Genomic DNA, 16,256 nt, shown 5'->3' with positions numbered 1-16,256 from the left:
CACCTTCGAGCACTGCCGACAGCTGCGTCGGCCCACCCAGTTACTGCAACATCTACTTTGGCTCCTAAAAGGAAGAGCGCGCTACCCTCGCGGATAGCGCGCTCTTTTAATGACTGCTCCGATTCTAGAACGAGTGCCGCACGCCGACTCGGCCGACCACCTGTTTGCCGTTGGACGACGGATCGAAGCCGGCAATCTGCGCGACTGCGCCGCCGCTTGCTTTCTGCAGCGCGGCGAGTGCATACACGGCGGTACGTTTCGACAGTTCGTATTCCGCGCTCAGATTGAGCTGCTGATACTTCGGCTCCTGATTGGTGGCGTGATCCCGGCCATCCGTGTAGGTGTAGCCTGCTGCGAGATTGAGCTGACTAGTCGCGGCGAACGTGCCGGCAATTTCATAGTTCTGGAATTTGACGTCCTGACCCGCGTCGCCCTGCTGGAAATTGACATTGGTGAAGTTGCCCATGACCTTGAACTTGCCGAGTTGATACGAAGCGCCGGCGGCAAAGATGCCCTGACTACGCGCATTGGCGAGAAAGTTGCCGTACACGGCATTGGTAAATCCCGGGCTGTTCTGATAGCTCTGAATCGACTCCTCCGGATCATTGACACGCAAATAGCCCGCACCAATGGAAAACGGCCCATTCGCATACGCCGCCGCCGCGCTATAAGCCGCATTATTCGAAAACTGCCCTGCCTGACCGCCAAACGAATAGAGCGCTTCGCCGGTAAATCCGCCGATGGTGGGACTCTTGTACTTCACGGCATTGCTGATTGCAAAGCCGTTATCGAGGTTATCCATGTCGTTGGGATGGGAGAAATACCAGCCACCGTAGCTATCGTTGAGCGAGAACGGTTCAATGAGATCGACGACGGGATCCCACTGCCGCCCGAGGGTGACGGTACCGACCGTCTGACTGGCGAGACCCACATAGGCGTTACGCGAGAACGCGAGCCCGCTGCCGAGACTACCGTTAGTCGAATTGAAACCGCTTTCGAGATCAAAAATAGCGGACAGTCCGCTACCGAGATCTTCTTTGCCTCTCAGCCCCCAACGGCTGCCTGCGCTCACGCCGCTGGCCATCTGATAGAGACGGCTGCCGTTGACGTTGCTGGCGAAATCGATACCTGTGTCGAGGAGCCCATAGAGCGTGACGCTGCTTTGCGCATGCGCCGACGACGCGATACCGACGCAAAACAATGCCCCGACCAATTGCGCCAGCTTCATCTTCTGATTCATGAATCACCTTCCATTTAATTGAGGATGCCTGAAAACAGCGACCGCATTGCAATGGATGCAGCCACGAGACGAATATATCGAGATCAGAAAACATCGCCCCTGCAAGACAGACTTTCAATAAATGCGTTGGATTTTCATGCCCCGATCATTGACGGGAGTACATGAACGGGTCGAGGAAGCAGAGGGAACGAGAGAGAAGGAAGAAAAAGCAACGCACGCGTCCGCCAACACGGACGCAGAAAGGAATGGTTTAGAAGAAGTACCGCGACGGCGCGCGCAGCGCCGCCGGAAGAATGACTGCTGTGTCGCGAACGCGGAATGTGCGAGAGCACAGATTCCAGATGCACCACTACCGTGGCTGCGCGGGGGACCCGCTTAAAGGCTGGCGGTGTAAAGCCGCTTTCTTTGCCTACTTTCTTTGCGGCAAGCAAAGAAAGTAGGTGCCGCCCCGCACAGGGGCAACACTAATAGACCACCACGAAAAGAAGAAACCCCAAACAGAAAACTAAACACCAACCGAAACCTGATACCCAAACCGACTAACCGTCTCAATCCGAACCTCAGGCAAATCACCCAAAAGTTTCCTCCTCAACCGAGAAACAACCAGATTGACACTAGAAGGATCGACATCTTCCTTCTCCGGCCAGGCATACCGAATAAGCTGATCCCGCGCCACAGGCGCATTAACCTGCTTGATCAGACACTCGAGCAAAAGAAACTCTCTACGAGTGACCCCGACCCTCCGCCCACCAAAAACAAGCTCCCGAGTAGCGGTATCCAGAGAGGGCTCATCAACCGAGGAAAAAAAAGAAGAAGGACCCGAGCCCCCAACAACTGCTCGCCCCATTCCGATGCGCTGCAAAGCCTGCATCCGCTCATGCATTTCAATAAACGAGTAAGGCTGACAGAAGCAAGCATCCGCGCCGGCGCGCAAAACTTTGGTGCGATCCTGCGCCGTAGCCGCGCCCAGTACAGCTACAATCGCCGCCCCACTCCCAGCCGAAGCAAACTTGACAACAAACTCCAGCAACGCAGAATAAAACCCCACCTCCAACACCATCAAAACGATCGCATCAAACGGTTCCTGAGCCGCGAGAAAGACCCCATCCCGCAGATCATCAGCTCGCTGCAAACTATGTGCGCTCTCCTGAAGCGCCTTGAAAAGCCACGCAGCTTCCGGATGAGAAGGCCCCACGAAGAGAACGCGCATTCACGCCCCCGCAAGAACAAGAAAAGAAATCAGGCTCATGCAAGTGTCCTCGACCAGCATTCAATCGATATTCGAGTACCCGGCTGCGCATTACCGATTTTCATCGTGAAGTCATGCACCCGCATCACCGCGGAGACAATACTCAGCCCCAGCCCTGACCCGGCCAGATGCCGCGTACTCTTACCGCGATAGAATCGCTGCAAAACCGCATCACGCTCATCGGCAGCAATACCGGGCCCGTTATCGACAATATCCACCTGCGGCCCAGCAGCCGTCTGACGCAACTCCATCCGCACCACGCCGCCTTCAGGCGTGAACTTGATCGCGTTATCCACCAGATTGCTCAACGCTTCAAAGAGCAACGCACGATCGCCATAGATCGCATCCACAGGTTGCGCATGAACAGAAAGCTGAATGGAACGGCTCTCAGCGAGCGGCTCGTACAGTTCGCCGACCTCTTCGATCAGCGTCTCCAACTGCATCTCACCGAAGCCGCCGCGCCGCTGCAACGTACCAATCTCGGAGATCCGCAGCATCGCGCGGAACCGATCGAGCAGCGCATCCGTTTCCGTGCGCGCGCGCTCCACCAGATTCGCCAACTCGGCGTCGTCGAGCGTCCCGGTCCGCTCCGCCGCGTGCGCAAGCACCGTCCGCACATGCGCAAGCGGTGTACGCAAATCATGCGCGATGCCATCGCAAGCGCCCTTCACTTCGTTCATCAGACGCTCGACTTCGGCGAGCATATGATTCACGAGATGCGCGAGCATATCCACTTCGTCGCGTCCGCCGATCGGCAAACGCTGCGCGAGATCGCCCTGCGCGATGCGCTGCGTGACGCGCCGGATCGCTCTCAGACGGCGCATCTGCCGCACGCTCAGTGCGAGACCACCGGCCACACCGGCGAGCAGGCAGAAAACACCTCCGCCCACCAGCGCATTGATGATGGTCTCGCGAATCCGCAGAATGTGCGTCAGGTCACGCGCGACCACGAGCGTCGAGCCGTCCTTGCGACGCTCGGCCATGGCGCGCACCACCGGTGCCTGATCGTTACGCCCGAGCGCGAGCGTCAGATCGAGCGTCTTGCCGGTGCGATTGGTGGGCAGCGCGCCCGGATAGGCGAGCACGTCGCCGGCCAGCAGCCGGCCGTCGGCGGCGAACAGGCCGTAGTAATTCGTGTGCATGCGCTCATGCTCGATGCGCCGGTGGATCGCGTCCGCGAGACCCGAATCGGGCAGCGAATCGAAGTAGATCACTTGCCAGTCCATCACCACATCGGTCTCACGCTCCATGTCGCCGGTCACGGCCCAGCCGATGAAGCCCAGCAGCAGCATCACGGAAAACGAAAAGATGACCGCGTAAACGGAGAGCAGGCGAAAGGTGGTGGAATGCCAGCGCCGCCCGAGCGCAGATTGAGCGGGGAAGGTTGTGTCCATCAAAATGTGTCGCTCATGCGAGGATATAACCCGAGCCCCGCACGGTCTGAATCATCGGCGTCACGCCGGGCGGGTCGATTTTCTTACGCAGGCGTCCCATGTGCACGTCGATCAGATTGGTGCCCGGATCGAAGTGATAGCCCCACACGGCCTCGAACAGCATGGTGCGCGTGATGGTCTGCCCCGCGTGGCGCATCATGAATTCGAGCACGCGGTACTCGGTGGGCAGTAGAACGATTTCCTCGCCGTCGCGCTGCACCTTGCGTGAAATCAGATCGAGTTCGAGCGGGCCAACGCGCAAGTGCGTTTCGAGTTGCGCGGCCGGCGTCTGACTGCGGCGCAGCAGCACTTCGAGGCGCGCGGTCATCTCTTCGGGGTCGAACGGCTTGGTCAGATAATCGTCGCCGCCGGCGCGCAGGCCGCGCACCCGCTCATCCACGTCGCCGAGCGCGCTCAACATCAGCACCGGCGTCTGAATGCCGATGCTGCGCATGGTGGTGAGTATCGTCAGGCCGTCCATGCCGGGCAGCATGCGGTCGAGCGTGATCACGTCGTAGTCTTCGCTGATCGCGCGCGCCATGCCGTCGCGGCCGTTGGCCACCCAATCCACGGTGAAGCCGCGGCTTTTCAGTTCACCGACAATTTCATTCGCGGTAATTTCATCATCTTCGATCGTCAGTACTCGCGACATGATCATTGCATGCGCCACAGCCCGCTCTACCGATGCAAGCGGCGGGCGCGACCGGTTATCAGTAGAAGGACATGATGCCATATTCGGCTTGCGCGTTCAGAGCACGGGCGTGCGGTTCGACGAATGTCGGCGCTTTGCCTCGGTGCCTGCATGCAGGCTACGCGGGGGCTGATAGCGGATAGATGTCCGCTTCATGAAGAAAAATTTAAGTTCGCCGCAAAGTCATGAAAACCCGGCAAATCACGCCAGGATAAAACAAGTTTAATGTTGCCGACGCCGCTCCGGCAGGCGAGCTCCACTAGCCTGATGTCAACCCGCAGCCCTCAACGCGGGACGACTCGAACCCTCTCGTGGATGACATGAACATGAAGCTTGCAACGAAAACCCTGCTCAGCGCCCTTCTTCTGATTGGCAGCGCATCGGCCATGGCCGCACCGCATCTCACGCCGCAGCAATGCAACGATTATCCGTTCACACCGTTGAAAGGCGAAGTGACGCACAAGCAGTTGATGCGCGAACTCGGCGAACTCGAAGCGGTCGGCTATCAACCGACCGCCGATGACGACGACTACCCGCGCGATCTGCAACACGCGGAGAATAAGCTGCAGGCCGAGTATCGCGCGGACTGCATGCCGGCCGCGCCGCGCGTGTCGGCAAGCAATGCCCAGATGCCGACTAGCGCGGCGCCCGTGCAAGCCGCGAATCAGCCGGCCGGTTGAGCACGGCAGCGGTGGAGCACGGTCAGGCCGTCGGCGATTCGTCGAATGATCCGCGCTCGAGCGCAACACGGCGCGCCCGGCGCTCCGCACGCTTGCGATGCAGCTCCGCAAGCCGCCGCCGTCCATGCGTGAGCGATGCGACCGCATGGAACGCGACCGGCGCGAACACCAGCCCGAACAGCGTGGCGGCCAGCACGCCGCCGAATACGCCAGTGCCGATCGAGCGGCGGCTTTCGGCGCCCGCGCCGCTCGACACCACGAGCGGCACGACGCCGAGCAGGAACGCCGCCGAGGTCATTACGATCGGCCGAAAGCGTGCGCCCGCGGCTTCGGTCACGGCGCGCGTCAATGGCAGGCCACGCTGGTACAGATCGCGGGCGAACTGCACGATCAGAATCGCGTTCTTCGCTGCGAGGCCGATCACCGTGATCATGCCGACCTTGAAGTACACGTCGTTGGGCATGCCGCGCAACAGCACCGCGGCGACCGCGCCGATCACACCGAGCGGCACGACCATCAGCACCGCAAGCGGAATCGTCCAGCTTTCGTAGAGCGCGGCCAGCGCCATGAACACCGCCAGCAACGAGAGGCCGATCAACAGCGGCGTGAGTTTCGCGGCCGCGGTTTCCTCGCGTGCCGCATCGACCCAGTCACAGCGCACGCCGACCGGCAACGAAGCGGCAAGCCGCTCCATCTCCGCCATCGCCGCACCGGAACTGTAGCCGGGCGCAGCGTGGCCGCTCACGTCGAGCGACGGATAACCGTTGTAGCGCGTCAGCATCACCGGGCCGATCGACCACTGACGCGTCGCGATGGCCGAAAGCGGCACCATGCCGCCCGTCGCGTTGGGCACGGCGAGCGCGAGCAGATCGTCTTCGGTCATGCGCGTGGCGGCGTCGGCGGCGATCATCACGCGGCGCATGCGGCCGCCGGCCGGGAAATCGTCGATATAGGTCGAGCCGAAGGTGCTGCCCAGCACGTCGGCGATGCGATCGAACGACACGCCGAGCGCATACGCCTTCGCGCGGTCGACGATGAGTTCGACGCGCGGCGCGTCAGGCAGATCTTCCGAGTGCACCGAGGCCAGCACCGGACTCGCCTTGGCCTGCGCGAACAGTTGCTCGCGCGCGGCCTTCAGCGCATCGAGCCCCACGCCGCCGCGATCTTCGAGGCGGAACACGAAACCGTCGGAATGTCCGAGTCCCGGCACCGAAGGCGGCAATTGCGCCTCGACGCTGCCGTCCAGAATCTTGTCGAACTTTGCGTTGAGCCGGTCGCGCAGGGCCAGTGCATCGATATCGCGCTTGCCCCAATCCTTGAGTTCGACGAACCCCATCGCCACGTTCTGACCGCTGCCCGAAAAGCTCCAGCCGATCACACTCGTAACGTTCGCGATGGCGGGCTCGGCGTGGAGAATCTCTTCCATGCGTTGCACCACGGCCAACGTGCGTGCCTGGGTGGCGCCCGCGGGCAATTGCACCATCACCTGCAACTGGCCTTCGTCCTCGCTCGGTAGAAAACCGCCGGGCATTTGCCAGTAGAGCACACCGCACGCACCCACCAGCACCGCGTAGACGGCCAGCATCGGGCCGATGCGGCGCAGCGTGCGCGCGGTCAGCCCGCGATACCCACGCGCGGCGCGGTCGAAACCGGAGGTGAAGCGGCTTGCCGCACCTGCCGCGAAACCCAGCAGTCCACGGCGCGCATCGCGTTGACGCACCGATTGGGTGTGCGCCTTCAGCAGATTCGCGCACAACGCGGGCGTCAACGACAAGGCCATGAACGACGACACCAGCATCGACGCGATCATCGCCACCGCGAATTGCCGGTAAATCCCGCCGACGCCGCCGGGAAAAAACGCCATCGGCACGAACACCGCCGTCAACACCGCGGTCACGCCGACGATCGCCCCGCCGATCTGCGACATGGCCTTGCGCGTGGCCTCGCGTGGCGGCAGGCCCTCGTCTTCCATCACGCGGTGCACGCTCTCCACCACCACGATCGCGTCGTCGACGAGAATGCCGATGGCAAGCACGAGGCCGAACATCGTGAACACGTTGATCGACAGACCGCACGCATACATGGCGAGAAACGCGCCCATCAGCGTGACCGGAATCACCACGGTCGGCACCAGCGTATAGCGCAGATCGCGCAGGAACAGCCACATCACGAAGAACACCAGCACCACCGCTTCCGCGAGCGTGACGAGCACCTCGTGAATCGCGATCTGCACGAAGTGCGCATTGTCGAACGGGATTTCGATGGCGACGCCCGAAGGCAATCCTTTCGCCAACTCGGCAAGCCGCGCGCGAATCGCGTTCGACGTTTCCAGCGCGTTGCCGCGTGGCCCGAGTTGAATCCCGACCGTCGCCGCAGCCTTGTCGTTCAGGCGCGAATAGTACGAGTAATTGTCACGCCCGAGTTCGACTCGCGCGACGTCGCGCAGGCGTACAGCCGAACCGTCCGGCCGCGCCTTCAGCACGATCTGGCCGAATTCCGCCGGCGAGATCAACTGGCCCTTCACGCTCACTGAGGCCGTCAGTTGCTGGCCCGGCACGAACGGCGCGTCGCCGAGCGTGCCTGCCGTGACGGTCGCGTTCTGTGCGGCGATCGCGGCGTTCACTTCGGCGGCGCCGAGGCCGTATTCGCGCAGCTTCATCGGATCGAGCCAGATGCGCAGCGCTTCGTCGGCGTCCCAGAGTTGGGCCGAGCCCACGCCCGGCGCGCGCTTCAGCTCGCGCAAAACGTAGCGGCTCAGATAGTCGCTCAATTGCACGGAGTCGCGCGTGCCGTCGGTGGAACTCAGCGCGACCAGCATCAGGAACGTGTTGGCCGCCTTGAACACGCTGATGCCCTGCTGCACCACCTGCTGCGGCAAACGCGGCTCGACCTGCTTGAGCCGGTTCTGGATGTCGACCAGCGCGAGATCCGGATTGGTGCCGGGCGCGAAGGTCGCGTCGATTTCGAGCTCGCCCAGGTTGTCGCTGGTCGTTTGGTAGTACAGCATATTGTCGGCGCCATCGAGACTCTCCTCGATGATGCTGCCGACGCTCTCGTCCACGACTTCAGTCGACGCCCCCGGATACATGGCGGATATCACGATGCGCGGCGGCGCAAGGCGCGGATACTGCGCCACCGGCAGTTGCGGAATAGCCAGCGCGCCCGCCACGACAATGGCGAGCGCGACGATCCATGCGAAGACCGGGCGGTCGATGAAGAAAAATGGCACTCAAAGAATCCGTTCAGATGGTCTGGAGGCGCGGTGCATCGACGAGACGGGCCATATGCAGCACGTCGGCCAACACGCCGTCACGCAGGGCAAAACCGCGCGAGCTGCCTTCTTCGACAAAGCCGAACTTGCGATACAGCGCAATGGCCGGCGTATTGTCGGAAAACACCGTGAGGTCGATGCGGCGCAAACCGAGCGACGCATCCGCGCAATCGATCAAGCCTTGCAAAAGCGCGGCGCCGACACCGCGGCCACGATACGCGTCGTGCACGGCCAGGCCCAAATGCGCGCAGTGCGCGCGGCTCGACCGATGGACCTCGAGGCCGGCATGGCCGACCATGCGTTCGTCGATAATCGCGCACACGTTCACGCCGCCTTTGAGGCGCCGCTCGTACCAGGCCGCGAGTTGCTCAGGACTGCGATAGCCGACCGACAGCGTGCCGCGCCGCACACCGGGCAAGCTCATGATCTCGGCGAACGCATCCATGTCCGACGATTCGAGAGCGCGCACCATAATACATTTGTAATGTGCAGCGTCGTCCGGCAACCTTGTTTGTTTCATGGTCTTATTCCGCTGCGAGATGGGCGGCCGATGGCGGCGACATCCAGGGCGCCGGCTCGCGCAGCCGCGCCATGAAGAAACAATCGATCAGCACGCCGCGGCGCAATACCGCGCCGCGCTGATGCGCTTCGATCTCGAAGCCGAACTTGCGATATAGCGCGAGTGCTGCGTGGTTATCGGTGTAGACATGCAACTCGACGCGCCGCAGACCGAGCCAGTTGTCGGCGAGATTGAGCAGTTCGGCCATCAAGGCATGACCGATGCCGCGCCGCTGCCATGCGTCGTGCACGCCGATGCCAAGCGATGCCGCATGCGCACGGCGCCCCTTGAAAGGCCTGAGGCTCGCCGAACCGACCAGCGTGTCGCCGACCGTCGCCGCGATCGCGATTTCGGGCGCCTCGAGTTTTTCCAGGTACTCGCGGGTGCTCGCAATGGTCCGAAACGGCAGTTGCGGATTGCCGTTCATCGCCGCGGGCAACTGGAGCAGCGCGTGAAACTGTTCTGTGTCGGCCACGCGCAATGCGCGCAGCGTCAGGCCCTCGGGCAAGCTCTCAGGGTTTGATTTTGTTTTTATTTGTCGATCCATGGGCTCATAACGTCAATTCGAATGACCTCACCAGAATGCCAGGCAGTTGCATGCCGCCCGTGGCGCGCTCGCCCCATGTCGAGTCGCTCAATAGCAGTTCGGCTTGCGCGCCGAGTTGTTCGAGTTCGCTGCCGAGCAAACGGTACAGGCTGTCGTCGAAACGCATGGCTTCGAGCGGTGCGACGATTTCTCCGTTCTCGACCCAGAACGTCGCGAAGCGCGTCATGCCGGTGAGGCGGCAATTCATGCGGTCCGAGAAGTTCACGTACCACAGGTTGCCGATGTAGAGCCCGGTGCCGATCTTGGCGAGCACGTCTTCTTCCAGCAGATCGCCCGCTTGCATCGACAGCGCGGCCGGCGACTCGCTGGCCAGCGCACCGTTGGGCGTCAAGCCGTACTCGCGCGCGCTGCGTGCGTTGGTCAGGCGTTCGGCACTGCGGCCGGCCTCGATCAGCGGGACGCTGTCACGCAGGTAGCCGTCGTCGTTGAAGCCTGGCGTGATGCCGAGGCTCAGATCTTCGCTGATGGTTACGCGCGGGTCGACTACGATTTCTCCCACATGCAGCTTGTACAACTCGCTGCGCGAGCTCGCCTGGGCGCGCGCGGAAAAGCCGCTCCATGCGGTGACCCCGAGCAGTTCCGCGAGCGCGGCGGGTGCCAGATAGGAACGGTAGCGTCCCGGAGCCAACGTGCGCGGCGTGCGCGCCAGAACGGCAAGACGTGTCGCGGCCTGTTCGACTTTGCGCGCGAACACGGCATCGCTCCAGTCGTCGCCAGCGTAGCTGGTTTTGATCGCGCGGCCACTCGGGTCGTACAGCGACCAGCTGAAGTTGAAGTTGTCCACTTCGTACCAGCCGCGGCTGCCCTTCGTCGATGCGAAGCCGCGCACAATGGTGCCGCCCGCATAGAAGCCCACGAAGTCGAGCCCGTGCGCACATTCCGCGACGATGCGCGCGAGGCCGTCGGAATTCGCCAGCTTGCCGGAGCGCTGCGTGGTGCGCTGCCATTTCGAGGTGTCGAACAGCAGATGCGGATCGTCCGCCGCATCGCGCAGACCTTCGCGCAAGGTGGCGAGGGCTGCGCTCACTTCGTCGAGATCCTGTTGCAGATCGCCGCATACGGTCAGCGTGGAATAGGCCTGACGTGCGCCGTCGATCAGGCGCAAGGTCAGCTTGCCTTGCGACACGCTGCCGGTCTGCCGCACCTTGCCCGAATTGAAGCGAATGAAGTCGGACTGCTCGCCGGCAAATGAACTGAGGGTGGTTTCGCCGCCTTGTTGCAGGCGCTCGATCGCATCGGCGAGCAAAGTGAAATGCCGCTCCCAATCCACCGACGTAGCCGCGCGCGAAGAGATGAACTGGCTCATCATGCGCCTCCGAACACGTCGACGTCGCTGAACACGCAGGCCGGCGACGCATGGCCGACGCGGATGATCTGCGCGGGTTCGCCCTTGCCGCACATAGATGTGCCATACACTTCACGCGTGGCCGCATTGCCCACCGCACTCAGGCTGCGCCAGAAATTCGCCGAAATACCGCGGTAATTCGGCTGTTTGACGACCTGCGTGAGCTTGCCGTTCTCGATCAACTGGCCGAACTCGCAGCCGAACTGGAATTTGTTGCGATGGTCGTCGATCGACCAGGACGTGTTGGTGCGCATCAGAATGCCGTGTTCGATGTTGCCGATCATCTCCTCCAGCGAACTCTCGCCGGGCTCGATATTCAGATTCGCCATGCGGTCGATCGGCGGCCGGTTCCAGTTCGACGCGCGCGAGTTCGCCACACCCGCCATGCGTGCGCGCTGTTGCGACAGCGCGCCGCCGAGCGGACGTTCCAGCACGCCGTTGCGAATCAGATATTGCTTATGCGCTTCAGTGCCGTCGTCGTCGAAAGCGTAGGCTGCCGCTTCTTCGCGCAGCTCCGGATCGAAGGTGACGTTCAGCAGTTCCGAACCGTAGCGATACGAACCGAACATGTCCTGCTTGACGAAGCTCCAGCCCGCGAAGTTGCGCTCGTCGCCGAGAATGCGATCCAGTTCGAGCGGATGGCCGATCGATTCGTGAATCTGCAGCATCATCTGGTCGGGCATCAGTAATAGATCGCGCTTGCCCGACGGGCAATTCGGCGCGGCCAGCAATTGCAGCGCCTCATTGGCGACGCGCGCGCCCGAGCCTTCGAAACCAAAGCGCGTCAGCACTTCCATGCCGCCCTGTCCAAGCGTGCCGTAGTTGCCGCCCAGCGTGCGTACTTGCGTATCGCCGTGCGCATGCGCGGCGACGCTCAATTGCGGCATCACGAAGCGGAACTGCTGGTCGATCCGCACGCCGTCGCCGGTCATGTAGAGTTGATCGGTGTGCGTGATCTGCACCGCCGCCACACGTTCGACAATCTTTGCATCGAGGTTCGCGCCCGCGCATTCCGCGCCGAGAAGCTCGAGCCATTCGGTGCGGCTCGGTAACGCGCGTTGCGCATTCGGCGACACGTACTGCCCGCTCACAATCGGACGTGCAACTTCGCGATGGTCGATCAGCGAGAAAGCCGCGCTCGCTTCAGCGCGCGCGGTCGCCATATCGAGCGCCGTCTGCAAACCCGCTGCCGACAGATTCGCGGTCGCGGCATAGCCCGCGCCGGCGCCCACCCACGCGATCAGCATCGCACCGCGATCGCGCACCGTGCGCAGCGGCTGCGCGATGTCATTGCGGATCTCGTGGTCGTCGACCTGTTCGTCGACAATGCGCAGCGACCAGAACGCCGCGCGGCTCTTCAGCGTTTGGGCGGCTTGCGCCCAACGTTCGTCAATCATTGGCGTGTCCCGTATGAGTCGCGGCGGCGCCCGGCTCCGGCACGTTGAGCGACGAGGCCAGCAGCGACTGGGTATAAGGATGCGACGGCGCATGCAACACATCGAGTGTGGCGCCCGCTTCGACGATGCGTCCCGACTTCATCACAATCACGCGATGCGCCATGGCTCGCATCACCGCCAGATCGTGCGTAATGAACAAATAGCTTAGCTTGTACTTTTTCTGCAGATTTGTCAGCAGATTCAGCACCTGTTTCTGGATCGAGACGTCGAGCGCGCTGGTCGGCTCGTCGAGCACGATCAATTCCGGCTGGACTGCCAGCGCGCGCGCAATCGCAATGCGTTGACGCTGCCCGCCGGAGAATTCGTGCGGATAACGCAGCATCGCGTCGGCGGGCATGCCGACTTCTTCAAGCAGGCTGCCGACGCGCGCGCGCCGTGCCTTCGCATCCACTTCCGGCCGATGCACGGCCAGGCCCTCGCCGATGATCTGCTCCACCGTCATGCGTGGCGACAGCGAACCGAACGGGTCCTGAAACACGACTTGCATGCGCGAATACAGCGCGCGGCGCGAGCTCGCCGTCTTGAGCGTGGAAAGCGGCAAGCCGTCGATATGGATATGACCGGCGGCCGGCTGCTGCAGGCCGAGCACGGTGGCGGCCAGCGTCGATTTACCCGAACCCGATTCACCGACGATGCCGAGTGTTTCGCCGCGCCGCACGCTCAGATCGACGTCCTGCACCGCGCGAAACGTGGAGCGCCCGAACATGGACCGCCAGCCTTTCGCCGACGTGCGGTAATCGACGGCCAGGCCTTGTACTTCCAGCAGCCGACGCGCGCCCTCCTCGACCGGCTCCACCGCGCGTTGCGGATCGCTGTCGAGCAGCCGCCGCGTGTACGGATGCTGCGGGCTCGTGAACAGCGCCTCGGTCGTATTGGTTTCGACCAGCACGCCCTTTTCCATCACCGCGACGCGCTGCGCAAAACGCTTCACCAGATTCAGGTCGTGCGTGATCAGCAGCACGGCCATGCCGCGTTCGGCCGCTTCCTGTTCCTGCAATGAAATCAACAGGTCGACGATTTGCTGGCGAACGGTGACGTCGAGCGCGGTGGTCGGTTCGTCCGCGAGCAGCAAACGCGGACGGCAGGCGAGCGCCATGGCGATCATCGCGCGCTGCCGCTGGCCGCCGGACAACTGATGCGGAAAGCTGTCAATGCGCCGTTCCGGTTCGGGAATGCCGGTGCGCCTGAGCAACTCGATGCCGCGCTCGCGCGCCGCATTCGGCCGCAAACCTTCGTGCAGACGCAGACTCTCGGCGATCTGTTTGCCGATAGTGAAGAGCGGATTGAGCGCCGTCATCGGTTCCTGGAACACCATCGCGACGTCCGCGCCGCGCAGGCCACGCATCTGTTGCTCGGTTTTCTGCAGCAGGTCTTCACCATCGAGCAGCATGCGGCCGCTCAATTCGGCATGCTCGACGAGCCGCAGAATGGATAACGCGGTCACGCTCTTGCCCGAACCCGATTCGCCGACCAGTGCAACGCGCTCGCCGCGTGCAATGGAAAGACTGAGTTCGTGCACGGCGACCTTGTCGCCGAAACGCACGGAGAAACGGTCGATTTCCAGCAACGGCCGGCCGATCGGCGCCTGAGTGTTGGTCATCGCGGACCTCCGCCGAAAGCCGAACCGCGCGAGCGCGTGTCGAGTGCGTTGCGCAATGCGTCGCCCATGAAGGTCAATAACAGAAGCGTAATCACCAGCGCGGCAAACGCCGACATCGAGATCCACCATGCGTCGAGATTGTTCTTGCCTTCCTGCAGCAGTTCGCCGAGGCTCGGAGTGGGCGGCGGCACGCCGAGGCCGAGAAAGTCGAGGCTGGTCAGCGAGAGAATCGCGGCGCTCATGCGGAATGGCAGGAAGGTAATCACCGGGGTCAGGCTGTTCGGCAAAACGTGGCGCCACATGATCTGCCAGTTGGTCAGGCCCATCGTGCGCGCCGCCTTGACGTAGTCCAGCGAACGGTTGCGCAGAAATTCGGCGCGCACGTAGTCGGACAGTACGAGCCAGCCGAACATCGACAGCAGAATGAAAAGCAGCCACAAGGTAGGCTCGAAGATCGACGCGAAGATGATCAGCAGGTACAGGTCGGGCATCGAACTCCAGATTTCGATCAGGCGCTGGCCGATCAGATCGGTGCGTCCGCCGTAAAAGCCCTGCACCGCGCCGGTCAGCACGCCGACCACGACACCGGACACGGTGAGCGCTAGCGCCATCAGCACCGACAGGCGGAAACCGTACAGCAGCCGCGCCAGCACGTCGCGCCCGAATTGATCCGTGCCGAGCCAGTTACTCGTGGTAGGCGGCGCCGGATACGGATGCGCGGCGAAGTAATCGATCGTGTCGTAGTGGAAATGATTCGGCGGATAGACCGCGAAGTTGCCGTTCGATTCGAGCCGCGAACGGATATACGGATCGAGGTAATTCGCGCGCGCCGGAAAGTCGCCGCCAAACAGCGTCTCCGGATAGTCCTTCACGATGGGAAAGTAGTAGTGCCCGTCGTAACGCACGAGCAACGGACGATCGTTGGACAACACCTCGCCAAGCAGGCTGATGACGAACAGCGAGAGGAAGATCACGAGGCTCCAGTAGCCCAGACGCTGCTGCCTGAAGCGCAGCCACGTACGCCGCCACGGAGAAGGCGACGCCGCGTGCGCCGCGCCGGCCGCCTCAGCGGTCCAGGCGGTTGAATTGGATGCGGGGGTCGACGAGGACATAGCAGACGTCAGCAATGAGTTTGGTTACGAGGGCAATCAGCGTGAACAGAAACAGCGAACCGAGCACGACCGGATAGTCACGGCGAATCACCGAGTCGTACGACAGTTGGCCCATGCCGTCGAGTGAGAACAGCGTTTCGATCAGCAGATTGCCGTTCAGAAACGCGCCGACAAACGCCGCCGGCAAACCGGTGAGAAGCGGAATCGCGGCATTGCGCAACACGTGTTTCCACAGTACGTCGCGCTCCGGCGCGCCCTTGGCGCGCGCGGTCAGCACATACTGCCGGCCGATTTCCTCGAGGAAAGTGTTCTTGGTCAGAATCGTGACGATCGCGAAGTTGCCCACCACCGATGCCGTGACCGGCAGCACGATGTGCCACAGATAGTCGAGCACCTTGCCGAACGCGCTGAGATCGTTGAAGTTATCCGAGGTGAGGCCGCGCATCGGAAACACCTGCCAGAACGTGCCGCCGCCGAACAACATCAGCAGCAACACACCGAGCACGAAACCGGGAATCGCATAGCCGGCCAGTACCAGCACGCTCGTGACAGTATCGAAACGCGAGCCGTTGCGCACCGCTTTCGCGATCCCCAACGGCACGGATATCAGATACGTGAGCAGCACCGTCCATAAGCCGAGCGTGATCGACACCGGCAGCTTCGATTTGATGACGTCCCACACGCTGTCGTGCTGATAGTAAGACTGGCCGAGGTCGAACGTCGCGTAGCGTTTGAGCATCAGCAGATAGCGTTCGAGCGGCGGCTTGTCGAAACCGAACTGCTTCTTGATCTGCTCGATCTGCTGCGGATCGACGCCCTGGCTGCCGTGATAGCCGCCGCCGCCCGCCCCCGCCTCTCCGCCACGGCCAGCGCCGTGGCGGAGTTGCGTCATCACCTGTTCGACCGGCCCACCCGGCACGAACTGCGTGACGACAAACGTCAACGTGACCACGCCGAGCAGGGTCGGCACCATCAACAACAATCGTCTGAGAATGTAGGCAAGCATGCTGTG

13 protein-coding genes are annotated in these 16,256 nt (G+C 62.4%); 1 reads left to right on the top strand and 12 read right to left on the bottom strand.

Annotated features, from left to right (window positions below; all coding sequences use genetic code 11):
• Positions 1–124: 124 nt before the first annotated feature.
• The 4 genes from P0D80_RS00445 to P0D80_RS00430 all read right to left on the bottom strand — a co-directional run bounded on the left by P0D80_RS00445 (position 125) and on the right by P0D80_RS00430 (position 4,574).
• Entirely contained in the window at positions 125–1,240 is a 1,116-nt protein-coding gene (locus tag P0D80_RS00445; protein ID WP_408280154.1) for a porin, read from the bottom strand.
• Between the two features lie 505 nt (positions 1,241–1,745).
• Complete coding sequence (locus P0D80_RS00440; RefSeq protein WP_408280151.1) at positions 1,746–2,450, bottom strand: response regulator transcription factor; 705 nt, start codon at positions 2,448–2,450, stop codon at positions 1,746–1,748.
• Positions 2,451–2,485: 35 nt separating this feature from the next.
• A complete protein-coding gene (locus P0D80_RS00435; protein ID WP_408280146.1) occupies positions 2,486–3,883 on the bottom strand; it encodes a HAMP domain-containing sensor histidine kinase in 1,398 nt (465 codons plus the stop codon).
• 13 nt (positions 3,884–3,896) lie between these two features.
• Entirely contained in the window at positions 3,897–4,574 is a 678-nt protein-coding gene (locus P0D80_RS00430; protein ID WP_310812328.1) for a response regulator transcription factor, read from the bottom strand.
• 365 nt (positions 4,575–4,939) lie between these two features.
• Here P0D80_RS00430 and P0D80_RS00425 point away from each other — a divergent pair, with 365 nt between their 5' ends.
• Entirely contained in the window at positions 4,940–5,293 is a 354-nt protein-coding gene (locus P0D80_RS00425; protein ID WP_408280142.1) for a DUF4148 domain-containing protein, read from the top strand.
• Between the two features lie 22 nt (positions 5,294–5,315).
• Here the strand turns inward: P0D80_RS00425 and P0D80_RS00420 are convergent, their stop codons facing one another.
• Genes P0D80_RS00420 through P0D80_RS00385 form a run of 8 tightly spaced genes read right to left on the bottom strand, consistent with a single transcriptional unit; the run spans position 5,316 to position 16,250 of the window.
• Entirely contained in the window at positions 5,316–8,522 is a 3,207-nt protein-coding gene (locus P0D80_RS00420; RefSeq protein WP_408280139.1) for a multidrug efflux RND transporter permease subunit, read from the bottom strand.
• Positions 8,523–8,535: 13 nt separating this feature from the next.
• Positions 8,536–9,084, bottom strand: coding sequence for a GNAT family N-acetyltransferase (locus P0D80_RS00415; RefSeq protein WP_408280137.1), 549 nt, complete (start codon positions 9,082–9,084; stop codon positions 8,536–8,538).
• A gap of 4 nt (positions 9,085–9,088) precedes the next feature.
• Complete coding sequence (locus P0D80_RS00410) at positions 9,089–9,670, bottom strand: GNAT family N-acetyltransferase (RefSeq protein WP_408280135.1); 582 nt, start codon at positions 9,668–9,670, stop codon at positions 9,089–9,091.
• Between the two features lie 4 nt (positions 9,671–9,674).
• A complete protein-coding gene (locus P0D80_RS00405) occupies positions 9,675–11,036 on the bottom strand; it encodes a TldD/PmbA family protein (protein WP_408280132.1) in 1,362 nt (453 codons plus the stop codon).
• Complete coding sequence (locus P0D80_RS00400; protein WP_408280130.1) at positions 11,036–12,472, bottom strand: TldD/PmbA family protein; 1,437 nt, start codon at positions 12,470–12,472, stop codon at positions 11,036–11,038. Before P0D80_RS00400 ends, P0D80_RS00405 begins: the two co-directional genes overlap by 1 nt.
• On the bottom strand, positions 12,465–14,132 hold the full coding sequence (locus P0D80_RS00395) for an ABC transporter ATP-binding protein (RefSeq protein WP_408280127.1): 1,668 nt from the start codon (positions 14,130–14,132) through the stop codon (positions 12,465–12,467). The genes P0D80_RS00400 and P0D80_RS00395 overlap by 8 nt, the downstream gene beginning before the upstream one ends.
• The gene (locus tag P0D80_RS00390; RefSeq protein WP_408183155.1) at positions 14,129–15,244 is read right to left on the bottom strand and encodes an ABC transporter permease; all 1,116 of its coding nucleotides are present in this window, start codon (positions 15,242–15,244) and stop codon (positions 14,129–14,131) included. Before P0D80_RS00390 ends, P0D80_RS00395 begins: the two co-directional genes overlap by 4 nt.
• On the bottom strand, positions 15,198–16,250 hold the full coding sequence (locus tag P0D80_RS00385) for a microcin C ABC transporter permease YejB (RefSeq protein WP_091795321.1): 1,053 nt from the start codon (positions 16,248–16,250) through the stop codon (positions 15,198–15,200). Before P0D80_RS00385 ends, P0D80_RS00390 begins: the two co-directional genes overlap by 47 nt.
• Positions 16,251–16,256: the final 6 nt, after the last annotated feature.

This window comes from Paraburkholderia sp. RL17-373-BIF-A (assembly GCF_046030175.1).
Classification (GTDB): domain Bacteria; phylum Pseudomonadota; class Gammaproteobacteria; order Burkholderiales; family Burkholderiaceae; genus Paraburkholderia.
This window is presented reverse-complemented; position numbering and strand designations above follow the sequence as displayed.